Origin of the sequence: Streptomyces sp. NBC_01314 (assembly GCF_041435215.1) — a bacterium.
In the GTDB taxonomy this organism is placed as follows: domain Bacteria; phylum Actinomycetota; class Actinomycetes; order Streptomycetales; family Streptomycetaceae; genus Streptomyces.
Genome location: NZ_CP108394.1, coordinates 10,572,368 through 10,591,424, shown reverse-complemented (window position 1 = coordinate 10,591,424; position 19,057 = coordinate 10,572,368). Strand labels below are relative to the sequence as shown.

17 protein-coding genes and 2 pseudogenes are annotated in these 19,057 nt (G+C 69.5%); 12 read left to right on the top strand and 7 right to left on the bottom strand.

Going from position 1 to position 19,057, the window contains the following annotated elements:
• Positions 1 to 20: 20 nt before the first annotated feature.
• The 6 genes from OG622_RS46665 (at position 21) to OG622_RS46640 (ending at position 5,966) form a co-directional block, all read left to right on the top strand.
• Complete coding sequence (locus tag OG622_RS46665; RefSeq protein ID WP_371583204.1) at positions 21 to 827, top strand: sensor histidine kinase; 807 nt, start codon at positions 21 to 23, stop codon at positions 825 to 827.
• Positions 824 to 1,585, top strand: coding sequence for a response regulator transcription factor (locus tag OG622_RS46660; protein ID WP_327726265.1), 762 nt, complete (start codon positions 824 to 826; stop codon positions 1,583 to 1,585). Before OG622_RS46665 ends, OG622_RS46660 begins: the two co-directional genes overlap by 4 nt.
• Before the next feature lie 154 nt (positions 1,586 to 1,739).
• Positions 1,740 to 2,819, top strand: coding sequence for an ABC transporter substrate-binding protein (locus OG622_RS46655; RefSeq protein ID WP_371583202.1), 1,080 nt, complete (start codon positions 1,740 to 1,742; stop codon positions 2,817 to 2,819).
• Positions 2,816 to 4,564 (top strand): ABC transporter permease, encoded by a 1,749-nt coding sequence (locus tag OG622_RS46650; RefSeq protein WP_371583201.1) that lies wholly within the window; start codon positions 2,816 to 2,818, stop codon positions 4,562 to 4,564. Before OG622_RS46655 ends, OG622_RS46650 begins: the two co-directional genes overlap by 4 nt.
• Complete coding sequence (locus OG622_RS46645) at positions 4,561 to 5,691, top strand: ABC transporter ATP-binding protein (protein ID WP_371583200.1); 1,131 nt, start codon at positions 4,561 to 4,563, stop codon at positions 5,689 to 5,691. The genes OG622_RS46650 and OG622_RS46645 overlap by 4 nt, the downstream gene beginning before the upstream one ends.
• Before the next feature lie 101 nt (positions 5,692 to 5,792).
• Positions 5,793 to 5,966 (top strand): hypothetical protein, encoded by a 174-nt coding sequence (locus OG622_RS46640; RefSeq protein WP_371584481.1) that lies wholly within the window; start codon positions 5,793 to 5,795, stop codon positions 5,964 to 5,966.
• Positions 5,967 to 6,365: 399 nt separating this feature from the next.
• Here the strand turns inward: OG622_RS46640 and OG622_RS46635 are convergent.
• Both OG622_RS46635 and OG622_RS46630 read right to left on the bottom strand, forming a co-directional pair.
• Positions 6,366 to 6,413 (bottom strand): annotated as a pseudogene (locus tag OG622_RS46635) (hypothetical protein); the annotation flags it as partial.
• Between the two features lie 266 nt (positions 6,414 to 6,679).
• Positions 6,680 to 7,261, bottom strand: coding sequence for a hypothetical protein (locus OG622_RS46630; RefSeq protein ID WP_371583199.1), 582 nt, complete (start codon positions 7,259 to 7,261; stop codon positions 6,680 to 6,682).
• Positions 7,262 to 7,637: 376 nt separating this feature from the next.
• On the opposite strand from OG622_RS46630, the gene OG622_RS46625 reads away from it, so the two are divergent.
• Positions 7,638 to 8,126 (top strand): hypothetical protein, encoded by a 489-nt coding sequence (locus OG622_RS46625; protein ID WP_371583198.1) that lies wholly within the window; start codon positions 7,638 to 7,640, stop codon positions 8,124 to 8,126.
• Positions 8,127 to 8,858: 732 nt separating this feature from the next.
• Here the strand turns inward: OG622_RS46625 and OG622_RS46620 are convergent.
• Complete coding sequence (locus OG622_RS46620) at positions 8,859 to 9,332, bottom strand: winged helix-turn-helix transcriptional regulator (protein ID WP_371583197.1); 474 nt, start codon at positions 9,330 to 9,332, stop codon at positions 8,859 to 8,861.
• Positions 9,333 to 9,538: 206 nt separating this feature from the next.
• Here OG622_RS46620 and OG622_RS46615 point away from each other — a divergent pair, with 206 nt between their 5' ends.
• Positions 9,539 to 10,552, top strand: a complete 1,014-nt coding sequence (locus OG622_RS46615) for an NADP-dependent oxidoreductase (protein WP_371583196.1) — start codon at positions 9,539 to 9,541, stop codon at positions 10,550 to 10,552.
• A 522-nt stretch (positions 10,553 to 11,074) separates the two neighbouring features.
• On the opposite strand, the gene OG622_RS46610 is transcribed toward OG622_RS46615, so the two are convergent.
• Entirely contained in the window at positions 11,075 to 11,356 is a 282-nt protein-coding gene (locus tag OG622_RS46610) for an enoyl-CoA hydratase/isomerase family protein (RefSeq protein WP_371583194.1), read from the bottom strand.
• Positions 11,357 to 11,424: 68 nt separating this feature from the next.
• Between OG622_RS46610 and OG622_RS46605 the strand changes: the two genes are divergently transcribed.
• The 4 genes from OG622_RS46605 (at position 11,425) to OG622_RS46590 (ending at position 15,740) form a co-directional block, all read left to right on the top strand.
• Positions 11,425 to 12,336, top strand: a complete 912-nt coding sequence (locus OG622_RS46605) for an alpha/beta hydrolase (protein ID WP_371583193.1) — start codon at positions 11,425 to 11,427, stop codon at positions 12,334 to 12,336.
• A gap of 216 nt (positions 12,337 to 12,552) precedes the next feature.
• Positions 12,553 to 14,442: a propionyl-CoA synthetase gene (locus tag OG622_RS46600; protein ID WP_371583191.1), complete on the top strand. Its 1,890-nt coding sequence runs from the start codon at positions 12,553 to 12,555 to the stop codon at positions 14,440 to 14,442.
• A 3-nt stretch (positions 14,443 to 14,445) separates the two neighbouring features.
• Positions 14,446 to 15,147 (top strand): MMPL family transporter, encoded by a 702-nt coding sequence (locus OG622_RS46595; RefSeq protein ID WP_371583190.1) that lies wholly within the window; start codon positions 14,446 to 14,448, stop codon positions 15,145 to 15,147.
• A gap of 290 nt (positions 15,148 to 15,437) precedes the next feature.
• Positions 15,438 to 15,740 carry a hypothetical protein gene (locus tag OG622_RS46590; RefSeq protein WP_371583189.1) on the top strand — a complete coding sequence of 101 codons (303 nt, stop codon included), beginning with the start codon at positions 15,438 to 15,440 and terminating at the stop codon, positions 15,738 to 15,740.
• Positions 15,741 to 16,011: 271 nt separating this feature from the next.
• Here the strand turns inward: OG622_RS46590 and OG622_RS46585 are convergent, their stop codons facing one another.
• The 3 genes and pseudogenes from OG622_RS46585 to OG622_RS46575 all read right to left on the bottom strand — a co-directional run bounded on the left by OG622_RS46585 (position 16,012) and on the right by OG622_RS46575 (position 18,825).
• Positions 16,012 to 16,986, bottom strand: a complete 975-nt coding sequence (locus tag OG622_RS46585) for an NmrA family NAD(P)-binding protein (protein WP_371583188.1) — start codon at positions 16,984 to 16,986, stop codon at positions 16,012 to 16,014.
• A gap of 68 nt (positions 16,987 to 17,054) precedes the next feature.
• Positions 17,055 to 18,090: pseudogene (locus tag OG622_RS46580) on the bottom strand (alpha/beta fold hydrolase).
• Between the two features lie 33 nt (positions 18,091 to 18,123).
• A complete protein-coding gene (locus tag OG622_RS46575) occupies positions 18,124 to 18,825 on the bottom strand; it encodes an SDR family oxidoreductase (RefSeq protein ID WP_371583186.1) in 702 nt (233 codons plus the stop codon).
• Between the last annotated feature and the right edge of the window lie 232 nt (positions 18,826 to 19,057).

The window sequence follows — 19,057 nt, the reverse complement described above, 5'->3', positions numbered from 1 at the left end:
GGCCTTGAGGAGGACGGGGCATGGTCACCGTCTGGTGGTTGTCGGTGGCTGCGCTCGGTGGTGCGGTCTCCGTCGGCCTGGCGACGTTCCTGCGGATGCGCAGGGCAGCTGCGGCCCGGGTCGCCGAACTGGAACACCTGGAGCAGCTCGTGGAGCGCCGGGCGGAGCAGGTGACCGCGCTCAGTCATGAGCTGCGAACGCCGCTCAGCATGATCAAGGGCGCTGTGGATCTGCTGCGGGAAGGGTCGCCGGGCCCGCTGACGGCGGCGCAGGAGCGGTTGTTGCTGGTCGCCGACCATCAGTCCACGCAGGTCATCAGCCTGTGCGAGAGTCTGCTGATCCAGGCGAAGATCGAGGCCGGCCTGTTCACACCGCGTATGGAGAAGGTCGACGTCTCGGTGGTGGCGCGGGATGTCGTCACCGCGATGCGGCCGCTGTGCGCCCAGCGCGAGCAGCGGGTCAGCCTGGACGTGCCGCAGGTGATGCCACGGATCCCGGCGGACCCGATGCTGCTGACCCAGGCGCTGACGAACCTGCTGTCCAACGCGAGCCGGTTCACCACCACGGGCGGCAGCATCGACGTCCGGGTCGCGCTCATCGACACCGGCGTCGCGGTGTACATCACCGACGACGGCGCCGGCATGACGCGAGCCGAACGGCATCGACTGTTCCACCGCTTCGCGACCGGGCGGCCCCTGGCCGACGGGACCGGCCTCGGTCTCGTGATCACGAAGACAGTCGTGGAGCTGCACGGAGGCGAGATCATGGTGCACACCGCGTCGTCCCGCGGGACGACGTTCCTGCTGACCCTGCCCGACGCGTCATGACGGCGGAGGAGCTGACGGCGGCGGGGCCGACCGCGCTGGTGGTCGACGACGAGCCACAGATGACGATCATCATCGAGTTCGCCCTGCAGACGCAGGGGTTCACGGTGCTCACGGCGCACGACGGGGCGACCGCGCTGAATCTGCTGCGGACCCGCGCCGTCGACCTGGTCGTGCTGGACGTGATGATGCCGGCGATGGACGGGCTCACTCTGTGCGGCCGGATCCGGGCCCGCTCGGACGTCCCGGTCATGCTGCTCACCGCGCTGTCCCAGCACGACGACGTCATCGCCGGCCTGGAGCACGGCGCCGACGACTATGTGACCAAGCCGTTCCACCCACGCGAGGTGGCCCTGCGCGCCCAGGCCCTGGTCCGGCGCCACCGCCGGGGCAGCGGCACGGCGCTCCGCGTGGGACGGCTGGTGATCGATCCGGTGGCGCAGTCGGCGACCCTGGGTCCGCATCGGCTGGACCTGCCGTTCACGGAGCTCAAACTGCTGACCCATCTGGCATCGCGGCGGGGTGTGCCGCAGTCCTGGCAGGAGCTGCTGCGCGAGGTGTGGGGTACGGCGGATCTGCTGGGCGGACGGGACGTGGTCAAGTCCACGGTGTACCGGCTGCGGTCGCGGCTGGCCGGGGTGCCGGACGGCTCCGCGTACATCCGCACCCTGCGCGGGGTCGGCTACCTGATGCCGGACCTGCCGGTGGAGGGACCGGAGAACGCTCCCTCCGACGAGCCGGACGAGCCGCCCGCCGGGTGAGGAGCCGGAAGACGGCTCGCGTCATGTGCTGGGTGACGGCGCTGTCACCGGGGCTCACCGCGCCGTCACCGGGGCCTCGTTCACACGCTCCTAATGTGGCCGCAACATCGCTCGGGCGAGCCGCTTCGGGCTCGGATACGCGGAGGTCAACGTCGTGACAGTCGTGACACAGGGAAGACGATCGCGCCGGGGCGCGACAGTGACGATGGCGCTGGCGGCCGTGGTGGTCGCGAGCGTGAGCGGCTGCGCGCGTGACGCCGCCGAGGTCGGCGCCGGGCAGGACGGCGGCGTGGTGCACGTCGCCTGCGGTGCCACGGAGGAGTGGTGCGCCGCCACCACGGAGCAGTTCGCCGAGACGACCGGGTTGAAGGCCGACTTCGTCCGGCTCTCCAGCGGCGAGGCCCTGGCCCGCATCCAGGCCGGCAAGGGCAACGCCGAGTTCGACGTCTGGTACGGCGGGCCCGCCGACGGGTACGCCGCCGCGGGCGAGCAGGGCCTGCTCACGCCGTATGTGTCGGCGAACGCGAAGGTCATCCCCACAAAATACAAGGACGCCTCGGGGCTGTGGACCGGCGTCTACGTCGGCGCGCTGGGCTTCTGCAGCAATGGCGAACTCCTGAAGGAGAAGGGGCTCGACGCCCCGGACTCGTGGGCCGACCTGCTCGACCCGAAGCTGAAGAACGACATCGGCATCGCGCACCCGTCCACGTCGGGCACCGCGTACACGGCCTTGTGGACGCAGGTGCAGCTGGCCGGCGGGGACCAGGACAAGGCGCTGGACTACATGCGCGAGCTCCACCCGAACGTGCTGCAGTACACCAAGTCCGGCGCGGCACCCGCGCAGATGACGGCGCGCGGCGAGGTCGCCGTCGGCGTGATCTTCTCCCACGACTGCATAGCCACCCAGGAGGCCGGCTTCCCCGACCTGCAGGTGACCTTCCCGTCGGAGGGCACAGGCTACGAGACGGGAGGTGTCGCGCTGGTCAAGGGCGCGAAGAACCCAACGAGCGCCAAGAAGTTCGTCGACTGGGCGCTGACCCCCGAGGCCCAGGAGATCGGACCCGGCGTCAAGGCGTACCAGTTCCCGACCAACCCCGAGGCCAGGGTGTCGGACAAGGTCGTGGACCTGGCGAGCATCAAGGTCGTGGACTACGACGCGGCCGCGGCCGGGGCCGCCAAGTCGGAGCTGACCAAGCGGTTCGACGAAGACGTCGCGCAGGCGCCGAAGTCATGACCGTGACTCTCTCCGACCGCGAGCCGTCCACCTCGGTCGAGGTGGCGGCTCCGCGCCGGCGCCGCCGGGCCGATCTGGGGGTCCGGGTCCTGATCGTGGCCGTCGCCCTGCTGGTGGTGATCGGCGCGGTCGTGCCGCTGGTCGCGGTGCTCGCCACCGCCTTCGCTCCCGACGCGCTGCCACGCTACGCGGAGTTCTTCACCTCATGGGTCGACCTCGCCGTCCTGCGCAACACCCTCGTCCTCGGCGCCCTCGTCGGTCTCTGCGGTACGGCGCTCGGCTTCCTGTTCGCGTTCGTCCAGGCCAGGCTCGATGTGCCGGGCAAGCGGGTCCTGCACGTCATCGCCCTGATGCCGATCGTCAGCCCGCCCTTCGCGATCGCCACCGCCACGGTCGTGCTGTACGGCCGTCGCGGTGTCATCAGCAACGGTGTCTTCGGCGTGGAGTACGACATCTACGGCCTCGACGGGCTCGTGTTCGTACTGGCGCTCTCCCTCTTCCCCGTGGCGTACCTGGGTCTGCTCGGCATGCTGCGGGGCCTTGACCCGGCGCTGGAGGAGGCCGCCATGAACATGGGCGCCTCTCGGCGGCGGATCCTGCGAACGCTGATCCTGCCGCTGGTGGCACCCGGCCTGGTCGCGCCGTTCCTGCTTTTGTTCGTGGAGGCGATCGCCGACCTGGCCAACCCGCTGGTCCTCGGCGGCGACTACACGGTCCTCGCCAGCCGCGCCTATCTGGCGGTCACCGGCGAGTACGACATCACCGGCGCCGCGGTCTACTGCGTGATCCTGCTGGTGCCGTCGCTGGCGATGTACTTCGGGCAGCGCCACTGGATGAGCCGGAAGGTCCGCACGACCATCACCGGCCGCCCCTCCGGCAGCGTCCATCTGATCACCGGCTGGACCCGGTGGCCGTTCTACGGACTGGCCCTGCTGGCCGCCGCGGTGATCCTCAGCCTCTACGGCACCGTGATCATCGGCTCGGTGACCCGGGTGTTCGGCGTCGACAACACGTTCACCCTCGACTATCTCAAGGAGGTCGTCGCCGGGGTGGGGGTCGAGGCGGTGCTGGACACGCTCAGGTTCGCCGCCATCGCCACGCCGGTCGCCGGCATCGTCGGCCTGGTGATCGCCTGGCTGGTGGTACGGCACCTGGACCGCACGGCCTGGCTGCTCGACCTCGGCGGCACCCTGGGCGTCGCTGTCCCCGGCACCGTCCTGGGTATCGGCTTCGTGCTCGCCTACCGGCCCGACCGGTGGATCGGTCCGGTCCACGCGGTGCCCAGCCTGGTCGGGGGGAGTGCCGTCGCCGGTGGCGCGGTCGCCATCGTGCTGGCGTACGTCGTCCGCAGCGTCCCGGCGGGCCAGCGCACCGCGGTCGGCTCCCTCACGCAGCTGCACCCCTACATCGAACAGGCGTCGACCGACCTGGGGGCGAGCCCGCTGCAGACGTTCCGCCGGGTGACCCTCCCGCTCATCCGCCCGGCGCTGCTCACGGGGCTGAGCTACAGCTTCGCCCGCAGCATGACCTCCGTCTCGACGATCGTCCTGCTGGTCACGCCCCAGACGAAGATCGTCACCTCGCAGGTCCTCAGCGCCGCCAGTACGGGCCGGTACGGCGTCGCCTTCGCCTACTGCACGGTGCTGACCGTGCTGGTGCTGGCGGGTTTCGCCCTCATCCGCGTCCTCGTCGGCACGGGCGCCGCACTGCAGCGCACCGCCACCTCCGAAAGGCAGAAGTCATGACCGCCGCCGCGCCCGAACTCACCGCCGCGCCGTCGCGCGAGGCCGACAGCGGACATCTGCGGCTCGCCGCCCTGACCAAGCGGTTCACCGGCCGCTCCGCCACCGTGACCGCCGTGGACAGCGTGTCGCTCGACGTCGATCCCGGGGAGTTCATCACTCTGCTCGGCCCGTCCGGCTGCGGCAAGACCACCACCCTGCGCATGGTCGCCGGCTTCGAGGACGCCTCCAGCGGCAGCATCCTCCTCGACGACCGGGCCATCGACGCCATGCCCCCGCAGCGCAGGCCCATGGCGATGGTGTTCCAGAGCTACGCCCTGTTCCCGCACATGACCGTGGCGGAGAACATCGCCTACGGGATGCGCCTTCAGCGGCGTACCCGCGACGACATCGCCACCAGCATGCGGATGGCCGTCACCAGCATGAACCTGGTCGGCCTGGAGGACCGCAGCCCGCACGAGCTGTCCGGCGGCCAGCAACAGCGGGTCGCGCTCGCCCGCGCCCTGGTCGTCCAGCCGAAGGTCCTGCTGTTCGACGAGCCGCTGTCCAATTTGGACGCGAAGCTGCGCGACGCGATGCGGGCGGAGATCCGGCGCATCCAGAAGATGTTCGGCATCACCAGCCTCTATGTCACCCACGACCAGGACGAGGCGATGAGCATGTCCGACCGGATCGTGGTGATGAACAAGGGCCGGGTGGAGCAGGCCGCCACCCCGGGCGAGATCTACGCCCGGCCGGCCAGCGTGTTCGTCGCCGACTTCATCGGCCGGGCGAACTTCCTGGAGACGGTGCCCGAGCGGGTCGTCGACGGCAGGGTGACCGTGACCGTCCTCGGGCGACAGCTCACCGTCGCCGCGCACCCCAAGGTGACCACCGGGTGCACCGGCGCCTACCTGATGGTGCGGCCGGAGACGGCCAGGCTGTCCGCCGTCACCGACGGCGGCACCGGCATCGGCGCGGTGCTGCGCTCCACCTTCCACGGCCCCACCATCGACTACGAGGTGGAGACGACCGGCGGCACCATCACGGTCACCGAGCCGGGCGTCGACCCCCGGGAGGCCCTGACCGAAGGCACCAACGTCGACGTCACCTTCGACCCGGACCGGGCCTATCTGCTCACCCAGGACTAGCCGGCGCCCCCAGCGATCCCCATACCGCCCGAGAGGCCGTATCGCCATCGTGTGATACGGCCTCCGACCTGCCCCATGGCCACTCCCCCCGCACTGGACGCGTGTTCGTCGCGCAGTGGGTCCGCGGTCTGTTGGCGGCCGGTGGCGTGGCCGACCAGGCGGCCCGGGCAGCCGTCGCACCATGGCGAGAGGCGCTGGGCGAGGCGCGCTTCAGTGAACTCGTCGCCGACCTGACCCGGCTTACGCCACCGGGGCCGATCCGCCCCGCCTGGTGAGCCAGTAAGCCACTGGCCTGGACGACCGCAGGTCACCAAGGAGGAGCCAGGGCAACGGATTTGCGCATCCCGCGTCGGGGATGCGCAGCAAGTCGTGAATCCCGCAACCCCCGAAGGACTTCCGGAGCTGACCACCAAGCCGTCGACAACGGTCGGAAGTGGAAGGCCATACCGCGGGATTTTGCCTGGTGGCGGGCGGTGTACGACTTCCTCCGCCGGTGGCGGGCCCAGGGCTACATTCGTGAGCTGTACCAACGGCTGCGCCGCGCCGACCAGGTCGCACGGGGCCGTGGCGCGGAGCCGACGGCCGGGATCATCGACGCGCAGCCCGTCGACGGCGCTCCACTCGCCGACTGCCAGCAGCGAGGTCGCCCCGGCCAGCACCGCGCACGCGGTCAGCGCGAGGACGACGGACAGGGCGAGGACGACGGACAGGGCGTGCCGCACTCCGCGCGGATCGCGCGGGTCCGGCACCTGGGTCAGCCGCTCCAGCAGGCCGGGGACGCGCAGTACCGGGAGCCGGCCTTTCTCAAGGCGCGTCGGAGGTATCAACAGGCCGGGCACCTCGCCGGGGCCGACGTCGAGATGCTCTCGGAGCTGGTCAGGGGCGAGCGGGATCGCGGATGATGCGTCGGCAGGCACGGTCTTCCAGTCAGGTCACGAGGGCGTAGAGCACTCCATGATCACGGGACCTTCCCGGCATCGTCCTCAGGTCACATCAACGCCGCAGCCTCGCCTGCCACCCAGGTCTGCCAGACATGACGGGTGTTCGGCAGGTCAGGGCGGTCAAGGAGCCAGAGCACATACCCTGCATGGCACCGGGCCCACGGACTGTCCGAATCGGCTGCCCTACCGAGCCTGCCCCGTAGGTCAGCGCTGTCGACAGCCCGGGCAACCCGCACGTATTCGCGGTCCTTGCAGCGATACGCCCGGTGGACGACGATCTCGACCAGGTCGGTGAGCTTCGCCTTGATCGCCTCCTCCTGGCGAGCACGGGCCACCTTCCGGATCAGGCTCCGCTTCGTACCCCACGCCTTCGCATGCTGCGTCCACTCCAGCGGGTACCTCGCCTCCCACTCCAGGAAGAGCAACACATAGGGCAGCCCCGGCCACGTCGCCAGATCCCCGCCCACAGGACCACCCCACACCCCATCAGGCAGCGAACGCCTCTGGGCTTGCTGATGCCTCCGGCGCGCCTGCAGAAAGGCCGGCTCCCGGTACTGCTCGTCCGCTCCCAGGGGCCGCGTCAGCAGCCACATCTCGTTGGACCGGGCGAGCGCGTCCGTGACCTTCATCTGGGCCTCCGCCAGATGGACGAGCGCTGCACCTCTCGCAGCCGGATCATCCGCTATAAGTCCAAACGCCCAACCCAGACGCTCAGCCCATGCACAAGCGTCGTCCGCATCTGTACCTGCATCTTCAGCCACGCACGGGATCATCTCCTAGCGCAGTCGGCTCGCTCCACCCGACGGTGCGGGGGAGACGCAAGGGCTCCGAGGCGCAACGGACGTGAGCAGGAACCGCCCGCTCGCCCTCTCTTCATCTCAAGTGATCACGAAACGGACGCCCGACGACTACGCCGACGCCCTGCGCAATCGCCGTGGCAGGAGCGGTCCGCGGGTGGATGGGCTCCTCGCACAGTGACGAACCCGGTGTTGAGAGACTCCAGTTATGGGATCTTGGGGAACCTTGGGGCCGGCGTTGTTGTCGCTGGCAGGTGTTGCGCTCGGCGCGGGCGGGTCGCTGTTTGGCCAGTACCTCGTGTCACGAGCAAGCACTCGGCAGCTCGAAGTACAGGAGGCAGCCGCGCATCGGGCGGAGCTCAAAAACGCGGTCCTGAAGTTCCTGGGCCTTGCGTCGCAGGTGGAGAAGGCGGCGCTCACCCGCTCGGGCAGTGGCGGCACCGTGGCCGATGCCGAGCTCGACCATCTCGTCGATGATCTGTGGCTGGCTCATGCGGAGATCGACTTGGCGGCCAGAAGCGAGCCCTTGCGAGGCGCTGCCCACCGTTATGCGGCCCGCCTCGCGGAAGCAGCCAGGGACGGGATATCCGACAGGTCCACGCTGCGCCGGGCGCAGGCGCAGTTCTTCGACGCGGCGTATGACGACATGTGGCCTGGCCATCGGCGGGCGGCCGATGATTCCGTAACACCTCGGTGAGATGGTGCGGCGGGTGGGGGGCCTTGACCCGAAATCACGCACACGGACTGTGCGACTGCGGTCCAACACCACGTTGTTCAGGGGTTGTTGGGCCCGACGAGGAGGTTGGCTCCCATGCGTCGGCGAGGACGCGCTTCCCGTAACCGATCCTGCGGAGCCCCGCCGCTGCCAGGCGTCCTGGCATCGGGTCGACGACGCGCGAGACAGTAGTCCGAACCGTCCTGGCGGCCGCCGACGGCCGACCGTTCGCATCCAACGATGTCACCGTGCCCAACCAGGCTGCAGCAGCGGAGACCCCGGCCCACCCTGCACACAGCCATCACGGACGGACGGCTGGAGCATGGCGGCACCGCGAGCAGCATCACCACCGATGCCGCGGTCGCGCCGGCACTGACCACCCAGGGCGTCGTCGATTCACGCAGGGCACCGTCGATCTGCTCCTGTCCGCCGAAGATCCGGCGCGTGCTCGTGCGCGGCACACGCCCGTCCGTGGCGCACGCTCGTCCGTGGCGCACGCTCGTCCGTGGCGCATGCTCGTCCGTGGCGCGGACATGTGCACCCTGCGCTTCCTGGACCGCTCCCCCGCCCACACCCGCCGCCGGTCGCACCATGCCCCGCAGCGGCAACCGCACGAAGGTCCGCCTCCGCCTCCCACCAGTTCCGCGCCAGACCGAGTGGGCACACCCCGGCAGCCTGAGCCCGCCACCAGTTCCCGGCGCGACCGCGCTCAGCTCACTCGGCGGGCCTCATTCGAAACGCAGGGCCGGGGACGCTCTCGATGTCCTCCGCCTGCACGGCGTGGCCTCGTTCGCAGCGGATCTGGGCGTCGACGTGGGCGCCGCATCCGCGGTGTCGCGCCAGTACGGCCGGGCCCTCCGGATCGGCGCGGTAACGGTCGCCCCACTGCAGAAGCCCCATCACGGCCGGGACCAGATCCATACCCTTGGGCGTGATCACGTACTTCGGCCGGCTCCGCGAGCCCGGTTCCTTGTAGGTCTCGGTGGCCAGGATCCCTTCCTCCACCAGCATCCGAAGCCGCGCCGCGAGGAGGTTGCGAGGACAGCCGAGGACGCGTTCGAAGTCGCTGAAGCGGGACAAGCCGTACCAGACCTCCCGCAAAATCAGGATCGTCCACTTCTCCCCCACGACCTCAAGGGTCCGGGCAATCGAGCAGTTCGACATGTCCCGGTCGAGACGGGGGTCCATGCCGGCTTCCTGAAGAGCTTCGGTCCTCGCATCCATAGGGGTGATCCTAACCCCACCTGAGTTTACTTTTCCATACTCAGACAGTAGCGTCGTGACCGGCACATCAACCCGGCCGCACGCGAGAAACGGGCGCGCAGGGGGACCTGCGCGAAGAATCACATCGATCACATCAATATCCGGAATACCCACATAGAAGGGCGGCCGACATGAAGGCATTCATCGTCGAGAAGTACGGCAAGGACGGCGCGCGGGCCGCAGAAGTCCCCGAGCCCACCGTCGGAGACCGCGACGTCCTGGTCAGAGTGAGCGCCGCCAGCATCAACCCGCTGGACAAAATGGTCCGCAACGGGGAGTTCAAGCAGATCCTGAAGTACAAGCTTCCGTTCGCGCTCGGCCACGACGTGGCCGGCGTCGTGACGCGGGTCGGCTCCGCCGTACGCAGCTTCGAAGTCGGCGACGAGGTCTACGCCCGCCCGCGCGACCTGCGGATCGGAGGCTTCGCCGAGTTCATCGCGATCGACACGGACGATGTCGCGCCCAAGCCTGCCTCCCTCACCCCCCAGGAGGCAGCGGCGGTGCCGCTGGTGGCCCTGGCCGCCTGGCAGATTCTCGTCGACCGTGCCGACGTGAAGCCGGGGCAGAAGGTGCTCATCCACGCCGGCGCCGGCGGCCTCGGCTCGACAGTCATCCAGCTCGCCAAGCACCTCGGCGCCACAGTGGCGACGACCACGGACACCGACACCGAGAAGCTGGTCAGGAGCCTCGGCGCCGACGTCGTCGTCGACTACACCAAGGAAGACTTCTCGAAGGTGCTGTCCGGCTACGACCTGGTGCTGGACTCCCTGGGCGGAGCGAACCTCGAGAAGTCGCTCACGGTGCTGAAGCCCGGCGGCCTGGCCATCAGTGTCGTCGGCCCGCCGGACTCCGGTTTCGCCAAGCAGCTCGGCGCGCCCTCCTTCCTCGGTCTCGTCATGAACACGCTCAGCCGTAAGATCCGTAAGCAGGCGAAGGCGCTGGGAGTGCGCTACGAGTTCTTCTTCATGCAGGCCAACGGCTCCCAGCTGCGCAAGCTCGGCGCGCTCTACGACAGCGGGAAGCTCCGCCCGGTCATCGACAGCACCTTCCCGTTCGACCAGACGCTGGAGGCGATGGCACACGTCGAGCAGGGGCGCACCAAGGCCGGCAAGGTCGTGGTCTCGATGGTGCCCGACAACGACTGAGACCATTCCGGCCACAGACCCTCCGCCCGGCACGGTCACCGGGCGGGCGAAGAAACCGTCGGCCGTCCCATGGCGACCACAGTCACGGCGAGCCGCCGCCGCAGGCCGTCTCGGTGCCATTCCGCCCGCCATACGGCTCCCGACACAGCGCCACGCGGCCCTGCGCCGACCCGAGCCGTGGTCAGGCCCCCGCACGCGTTGCGTGTCGGGAGTGTGATCACGGCAGACGGACCGCCACCCCCGCACGAGCCCAGCCCCGCACGAGCCCGGCCCACCCGCACGAGCCCAGCCCGGCCCGGCCCGGCCCGGCAGCGAGACGAGGATTTTCCCGGGTCGGGCGAGACAAGCCGACGGCTCGCAGCTCTCGATGCTCATGACAGACGCATACCTGCCCCATAGCTCCGCCTTCCGCATAGCGCCTTCCCCATAGCACCTTCCGCTTCCGCTGAACCTTCCGCGACAACCCGGTCGGCAGGCCCGCGCTCCCGTCTCGTTGAAGCGTCCTGCTCACGGCGGACATGCTCAGGACGGCAGCGTCCGCCCGCCGACCGACGCACGTTGCCAGTGGGCAGTGCGGTCCTTGCCGAGCAGGGCCGCACGGATGCCCTCCAGGAAGTCCGGCGTGCGGATGGTCGTGCGCGTGAGAGCGAGTTCGGTGCCGAGGCACCCGCGCAACGTGTGCCGCCCGCCCCGGGCCAGCAGCGGGTGAGTGATCTCCAGACTCTGCGGCGAGGCGGACTCCAGGACGACCAGTGATTCCAGCCCATCTGAGTTTACTTTCCTATACTCAGCTAGTAGCGTCATGACCCATCACATCGATCGACTGCCGCGAGGGAACCCGTCACGGCACCCGCCTGAGAAGGAGCACGATCATGGGAGTAAGCCCAGAGGCACACGAGTTCGCGGAGTTCCTCGCGAGCACGAACGCGAGGGCGGCCACACCCGGCCTCGACCTGGCCGTCATCCGCGACATCGTCGACTCGAACCACAAGGCGTCGACCGAGCCGGAAGGCGTCACCTACGCCGAGGTGGACGCCGGCGGCGTCCCCGCCCTGTGGGCCATCCCGGAGGGCGCCGACCCCGACAAGGCGCTGCTTCACTTCCACTTCGGCGGATCGGTCACCGCCTCGATGCACTCGGACCGCAAGGCCGCGGGCCACATCGCGAAAGCGGCCGGAGCCCGCTCCCTCGTGGTGGACTTCCGTCTGGCGCCCGAACATCCCTACCCCGCCCAGCTCGACGACGCCGAGACGGCCTACCGGTGGCTGCTCTCCCAGGGCTACGAGCCGCGGAACATCGGCAGCACGGGCCACTCGATCGGCGGCACGCTCGCCGTGATGCTGCCGCTGCGTCTGCTCGCCAAGGGCGAGGCGACCCCGGGTGCGATCGTCAGCGTCTCGCCGTGGACCGACCTCACCATCCAGAACGCGTCGGTCGACGCGAACGAGGACAACGACAAGATGCTCAGCCGGGGCACACTGGAGCTCTTCCGGGGAGCCTGGCTGCAGGACCCCGCAGTGGACTTCACCGACCCGCAGATCAGCCTCGTGAACGCCGACCTGACCGGTCTGCCGCCCACGACCGTCCACTACGGCGAGTACGAGACCCTCGCCGACGACGGCGCCCAGCTCGGCCGCCGCCTCGCGGACTTCAAGGTCACCTCCGAAGTCCACCCGATGCCCGAAGGACAGCACTCGTTCGTCCTGGGCGCGGGGCGCGTACCCGAGGTTGACCAGGCGATCCAGCAGATGGGTCAGTGGCTCCGCAAGCACCTCGGCACGTGAGCAGAAACAGCACCTGACGATTGAGCAGAAGCTGCACCTGACGGCCAGGCCTGACAGCTTGGCCGCCTCGGCGCCGCACCACCGCGATGCCGGTGACCGGTCCGCCGGAATCCGGCATTCTGCCCGACCATGCCGCCCGGCATACGGTACCTGTGTCACGACACCGTTCCGCACGCAGCCCCACCACCGTCCCTCGATGCCACAAAGGAGTGCGCGATGGGAACGTACGAGGATGTCTTCCGCGCCAGTACCGAGAACCCGGACAGCTTCTGGCTGAAGGCGGCAGAGGGCATCGACTGGGATGTCGCTCCGCGACGCGCCCTGGACTCCTCGGGCGCACCGTTCCACCGCTGGTTTCCCGACGGACGGCTCAACGTCTGTTTCAACGCGCTCGACCGGCACGTCGAAGCCGGCCGCGGTGAGCAACCCGCGCTCGTCTATGACTCACCCGTGACCGACACCCGGCGCAGCTACACCTACACGCAGTTGAGGGACGAGGTGGCGGCCTTCGCGGGAGCGCTCGCGCAGCTCGGCGTGGGGCACGGTGACCGTGTCGTCATCTACATGCCGATGGTCCCCGAGGCTGCGATCGCGATGCTGGCCTGCGCACGTATCGGCGCGGTGCACTCGGTCGTCTTCGGCGGCTTCGCCCCCCGCGAACTCGCCCTCCGTATCGATGACGCGGCCCCCAAGGTGGTCGTATCGGCGTCTTGCGGCATCGAGGGCAAGCGCGTCATCGCGTACAAGCCTCTGCTCGACCAGGCGATCGAACTCGCGGCCCACAAGCCGGAGAAGAGCGTGATCCTGCAACGTCCGCAGGAACGTGCGGAGTTGGGGCCCGACGATCTCGACTGGGCCGACCTGGTCGCCGCCGCGCCGCCGGCCGACTGCGTTCCCGTCCCCGCCACCGATCCGCTCTACATCCTCTACACGTCCGGAACGACCGGAAAGCCCAAGGGAGTCGTGCGTGACTGCGGTGGCTACGCGGTCGCCCTCCACTGGTCGATGGGCGCCGTCTACGACGTGGGCCCGGGCGAGACGATGTTCACCGGCTCCGACGTCGGCTGGGTCGTCGGGCACTCGTACATCGTCTACGCTCCCTTGCTGGCCGGAGCCACGACAGTCCTGTACGAGGGCAAGCCGGTCGGCACCCCGGACGCGGGCCAGTTCTGGCGCGTCGCCGCCGAATACCGGGTCAAGACCATGTTCACGGCGCCCACAGCCTTCCGCGCGATCAGGAAGGAGGACCCGGCAGGGGCGCTCACCGCCGGCTACGACCTCTCCCACCTGCGCTATCTCTTCCTGGCCGGTGAGCGCCTCGACCCCGAGACGTATCACTGGGCGAGCGACCTGCTGAGTGTCCCGGTGATCGACCACTGGTGGCAGACCGAGACCGGTTGGCCCATCGTCGCCAACCCGGTGGGCATCGAAGCCGCTCCCCTCAAGCCCGGCTCCCCGACCCGTCCGCTGCCGGGCTGGGACGTCCGCGTCCTCGACGCTTCGGGCGAGCCGGTGCCCGCGGGCGTCGACGGTGCGATCGTCGTGAAGCTCCCTCTGCCGCCCGGCACACTCCCCACTCTCTGGAACGACGACGACCGCTACGTCGCCTCCTACCTCTCCGCCTACGACGGCTACTACCTCACCGGGGACAGCGGCCATATCGACGACGACGGCTACGTCTTCGTCATGGGACGCACCGATGACGTCATCAACGTCGCCGGACACCGGCTGTCCACCGGCACCATGGAAGAGGCCCTGGCCGCCCACCCCGATGTCGCCGAATGCGCCGTCATCGGCGTCGCCGACGAACTCAAGGGACAGATCCCGCGCGGCTTCGTCGTCCTGAAGGCCGGCGTCGACCGCGAACCCGGAGAGGTTGAGGCCGAACTCGTCCAGCTGGTACGCGAACGCATCGGCGCCGTCGCCTCCCTCAAGGACGTCACGGTCGTGGCCGCCCTGCCCAAGACCCGCTCGGGCAAGATCCTGCGCAAGACCATGCGGGGCATCGCCGACGGCCGCGACGAACCCATCCCGTCCACGGTGGACGACCCCAGCGTCATCGAGGTCCTACGGCCTGTTCTCCGCCGGCCCGGTCACACGCCGTGAACGGTGGGCACCGCCCTGGGCGACGCGGTGCTGCAACACCTGCTCGGTGAGCTTTCCGAGTTGTGGAAGTACGAGGACGACGCCACGGACGCGATGGCGTCCGTGGCGTCGTCCGAACGTATCGTCGCCGTTCTGGATCCCCACGAGCGCGTCCTGCTGCCCGTCGTGCTGATCGGCGTGGTGTTCGGACTCGCCATGGACTACGAGGTCTTCCTCGTCTCCCGGATGCGGGAGGAGTACGTCCACAGCGCCGAACCCACACAGGCCGTCGTGGAGGGATTCCGGCACAGCGGCCGAGTGGTCACCGCCGCCGCAGTCATCATGCTCTCCGTCTTCTCCGGATTCCTCCTCGACGACGAAGCGCTGATCAAGTCCATCGGCCTGGGGCTCGCCACCGCCGTGTTCATCGACGCCTTCGTCGTCCGCATGACCATCGTCCCCGCGGTGATGGCCCTGCTCGGCCACCGCTCCTGGGCTCTGCCGAAGTGGCTGGACCGCATCCTGCCCGACGTGGACGTCGAGGGCGAGAAACTGCGCCACGCGCTCGAAGCCGAGCAGACGGACTCCGCACCTGAACCCGTGTTCGCCGGTGTCGCCGCGGGGGTCCACGCGGGCTCGGACGACCACGGCGCCCCCGCGCCTTCACCGGCGTCCAGGCTTCTGGCGCCCCGGACGCTCCGGCGCCTGCCCAGCCGGCCCCCGTGAAGGCACGCGGACTGCCCGGGCTCAAGCAGCGCCTCGCTCGGGGGCGGCGACGCCACCGCCCCCGCCGGCACGACGGAGTCGGAGGCACCGGCACGCAGGAAGCGGCTGAAGAACCCGATCCGCAGGAGCTGATGCGAACGAGCAGCAGCACGGCTGCCGTACGGCTCCTGACGTGGCGGCCGACTCTCACCGGCCGTTTCCCTGCGCCGGCCGGCTCCTCCCCCTGCCCCGTCCGTCGGCCCGATCCCCCCGGGCCGACGGACGGCTCGACATCGCGAAGGGCCCATCCCGTGACCGCGCCGAGCACCGCCGCTCCCGGATCGCGCCCGGACGAGCGTCAGTTCCTCCCGGCCCGGACGAGCGATCCCGAGCAGCGGGTGATCGCATCGGTCATCTCCCGGCTCGCCTCGTGGCGGCGGGCCGACCGGGCCCATCCCTGGGCCCGGCGGTCCTGCCGGTCCCGCTCGGGGCACCGCCGCCCATCGCCCGCAGTCCCCTGCGCCGCGGTGTCCGCCCAGCAGTTGGTCATCCGTGACGACGACAGGAGAAACCCATGGGACCGTATGCACGCGCAGGTCTGGCCGGGACCGTGAGCTGCGGTGTTCTGCTCACCACCGTCCTCATCGGACGGCCGGACGGCGACCACGGGAGCTCCGGGGGCGAGCGACCGCAGCCGGAGCCCTACGTCGCTCTCGGCGACTCCTACACCTCCGGCCCGAAGATCCCCCGACAGTCCGGAACCCCGGCCGGTTGCTCTCCTCCGTCTCCACACCCATGCTCCTCGTGCGCCAGCTCGCAGGACCAGCCCGCTGACAGGCTTTTCGGACGAAGACGAGCTGGAGATGGCCCGGACCGCGCAGTGGTTCAGGCAGACGCCAGCTTCCGGATGCGCGGATGGTTCTCCAACGCCCAGCGCACGGTCTTCGGCGGGCGTCCGAGCAGGGTTTCCAGCTGGTCGGTGGCGCCGCGGTATCCGCCGCCGCCCATCAGCCGGGTCAGGGTCTTCAGGTGCTCCGCGGTGTGCGGGAACGCGGCCAGGGCGGTGTCCACGTAGGTCTCGTTCCAGGTTTCGATGTCTTCGGGAACGTAGGTGACCGGGCGTCCCAGCACGGCCGCGTAGTCCTCGGCGAACCCGTGCATGTCCTTCAGTTCCGGGCCGTTGAGGTCGTAGGACTTCGAGATGTGCGGCTCCGGGTCGGCCAGGATCTTCACGCACAACTCCGCCACGTCGTAGCCCGCGATGGGCGCGAGTCGGTGGTCGCCGAAGGGCAGGCGCAGTTCACCCTTGCTCAGCGGCTCCAGCGCCAGCCAGGTCATCAGGGGGTTCTCGACGAACATGGCCCCCCGGATGTTGACGGTCGGGAGGCCGGACCAGTCCAGCACCTGCTCGGCGACCCAGTGGGCACGCTGCTGCGGCGACCAGTCGGCGATGAGTCCGCCGAGCCACGCGCGCCGTTCCTCCTCCGGCGCGGTCATCTTGTCGAACGTCATGAACGACTGCTCGTACTCGGAGATGTTGACGAAGACCTCGATGTCGCCCTGGGCCCGCGCCGCCGCGGCCATCAGGCTGACGGCGTCGGTGTAGTACGGCGACAGGCTCATGCTGAAGTAGATGCGCCGGACGCCCTTCAGCGCGGCGGTCACGTCGGCGATGGTGAGCAGGTCACCGACGAAGACCTCGGCCCCTGCCTGGCGGAGCGCGTGGGCGCGTTCGTCGTCCTGGCGTACGAACGCCCGTACCGGGTGCCCCTGTTCAAGCAGCATGTCGACCATCGTCCGGCTCACACCACCTATTTCGCCGGCGGCACCGGTGATCAGGATGGGATTGCGCTCTGGCATCAATGTGTCCTCTGTCTGGTGGGGGGATGCAACTGTTGAGAAAGCCACGGGGCGGATGCCGCGTGGCGTCATCGGGGCGCGGGGCCGTCGATGTGGGTGAGGAAGTCGAGGAGTGCGGTGTTGACCTCGGCGGGACGTTCTTGTTGTGTCCAGTGGCCGCATCCCGGCAGCACCACCGGGCCGTGCAGTTGTGGCGCGACAGCGCTCAGCGGGTTGCCCGGTCCTCCCTGGCCGCGGAAGATCTCGCTCAGCGGGTTGCCCCGGTCCGGGGGGCGCAAGGCGGTGACCATGTAGCGGTCTCCCACGACATACAACGCGGGGACGTCGATCCCGCGCCCCCGGAACGGCGCGAGCAGTTCGTTGTTGCGTTCGATGTTCCGGTACCAGTTGAAGGCCCCGGTGAACGCCTGCTCACCGTGCAGGGCGAAGCCCTCGGCGTACGCCCCGATGTCGTCCTCCGTCAGCCATGCCGGGAGAGCGGGTGACTTTGGCATGGTGTCCAGTAGGCCCAGACCGTCGGGTATGACCAACGGGCGGGGCTTCCTACCGAGCGGGTTGTCTCCCGAGGCGCCGACCAGTAGACGGCGGAAGGAGGCCGGGATGTCCTTGGCGAACTCGGCGTCGGCGACTCCCGGCTGTTGGATGTAGACCTGGTAGAAGCCCTCGCCGTACTGGGTGCGGGTGATCGAGGGCGGGACCATCCCGCCCGGCAGAATGGGCGGAATGCTGAGCCCGGCCACCGCGCGGACCTTGTCCGGGCGCAGCATCGCCGCGGTCCAGGCGACGGGTGCGCCCCCAGTCGTGGCCCACCACGACCGCCTGCTCCTCCCCGAGTTCCTCGATCAGGGCGATCACGTCGCCGACGAGGTGGAGCAGGGTGTACGAGGTGACGTCCGGCGGTTGCTCGCTGCGGGCGTAGCCGCGCTGGTCGGGGGCGACGACCCGGTACCCCGCCGCCGCCAGAGCGCCGAACTGGTGACGCCAGGAGTGCCAGCTCTCCGGCCAGCCGTGCGGCAGCAGGACCAGCGGCCCCTGCCCCTGCTCGGCGATGTGCAGTCTGACCCCGTTCACGTCGGCGAAGCGGTGGGCGAGCGGACTTTCCACGTGGATCTCCTTGCAGCGCGCAAGTGCGCGCTCCTACTTCGCCAGCTGGGCGTACATGGCCTCCAGGTCGCTGGACAGCTGGGACTTGACCCAGCGGGTGGTGTCGTCGGCCAGCACCTCGTGCGCCCCTGCCTCGATGCCGTCGAGTGCGGCCACGGCGATGTCGCGGGGATCGGCCTTGGGTGCGTCGACACCCGAGGTCATGTCGGTGTCCACATACGCCATGTGGAGCCCGGTCACCGCGATGCCGCGCGGCTGCAACTCCAGGCGCAGGGAGTTGGTCTGCGACCACAGGGCAGCCTTGGAGGCGCCGTACGGTGTGCCGTCGGCCAGCCAGGACAGGGCGGAATGGGCGTTGAGGATGTGGCCCCCGCCGTTGCGCTCGATGATCGGCACGAAGGCCCGGGTGACCAGCAGCGGCCCGTAGAAGTTGGTCTCCAGATCCCGGCGCACGTCCTCCATCGGGGAGTCGAGGTACGAAGCGCGGACGGAGGCCCCGGCGTTGTTGATCAGGATGGTGACGTCCTCGGCCTGCTCGGCTGCGGCTGCCGCGGATGCCGGGTCAGTGGCCTCGAGCGCCAGCGGAACGGCACCGGGGTGTGTCACCGAGCGCGGGTCACGGGCCGTGGCGTAGACCTTGCCGGCCCCGCGCGCGTAGAGCTCCTCGACCAACATCTTGCCGATGCCCCGGCTGCCTCCGGTGACGAGGACGTTGGCGCCCTTGATTGCTGTCACGACTACCTCCACAGAGATGAAAACCGATCGGTTTCCATCACCGTAAACCGATCGGTTTCGTCATGCAAGTCGGTCGAGCGGCAGATGACCACGGCGCGGGGGGGGCGAGGTTGAGTCGGGCGGAGCTCAGACTCCAGGGGCCGGCCTCGTACCCATCGGCGGAATCCGTACTCGCCCGGCGCAGGCCGGTGAAGCCACGAGCCCGCCGACAGTGATCGACATGGCCTGGCTG

What these genes read in the sequence shown, in the direction of transcription:
- OG622_RS46665 (WP_371583204.1), top strand. Translation starts at nt 21, where the DNA reads ATGGTCACCGTCTGGTGGTTGTCGGTGGCTGCGCTCGGTGGTGCGGTC.
- OG622_RS46660 (WP_327726265.1), top strand. Translation starts at nt 824, where the DNA reads ATGACGGCGGAGGAGCTGACGGCGGCGGGGCCGACCGCGCTGGTGGTC.
- OG622_RS46650 (WP_371583201.1), top strand. Translation starts at nt 2,816, where the DNA reads ATGACCGTGACTCTCTCCGACCGCGAGCCGTCCACCTCGGTCGAGGTG.
- OG622_RS46645 (WP_371583200.1), top strand. Translation starts at nt 4,561, where the DNA reads ATGACCGCCGCCGCGCCCGAACTCACCGCCGCGCCGTCGCGCGAGGCC.
- OG622_RS46630 (WP_371583199.1), bottom strand. Translation starts at nt 7,261, where the DNA reads ATGAAGGTCACGGACGCGCTCGCCCGGTCCAACGAGATGTGGCTGCTG.
- OG622_RS46625 (WP_371583198.1), top strand. Translation starts at nt 7,638, where the DNA reads ATGGGATCTTGGGGAACCTTGGGGCCGGCGTTGTTGTCGCTGGCAGGT.
- OG622_RS46620 (WP_371583197.1), bottom strand. Translation starts at nt 9,332, where the DNA reads ATGGACCCCCGTCTCGACCGGGACATGTCGAACTGCTCGATTGCCCGG.
- OG622_RS46615 (WP_371583196.1), top strand. Translation starts at nt 9,539, where the DNA reads ATGAAGGCATTCATCGTCGAGAAGTACGGCAAGGACGGCGCGCGGGCC.
- OG622_RS46610 (WP_371583194.1), bottom strand. Translation starts at nt 11,356, where the DNA reads ATGACGCTACTAGCTGAGTATAGGAAAGTAAACTCAGATGGGCTGGAA.
- OG622_RS46605 (WP_371583193.1), top strand. Translation starts at nt 11,425, where the DNA reads ATGGGAGTAAGCCCAGAGGCACACGAGTTCGCGGAGTTCCTCGCGAGC.
- OG622_RS46600 (WP_371583191.1), top strand. Translation starts at nt 12,553, where the DNA reads ATGGGAACGTACGAGGATGTCTTCCGCGCCAGTACCGAGAACCCGGAC.
- OG622_RS46585 (WP_371583188.1), bottom strand. Translation starts at nt 16,986, where the DNA reads ATGCCAGAGCGCAATCCCATCCTGATCACCGGTGCCGCCGGCGAAATA.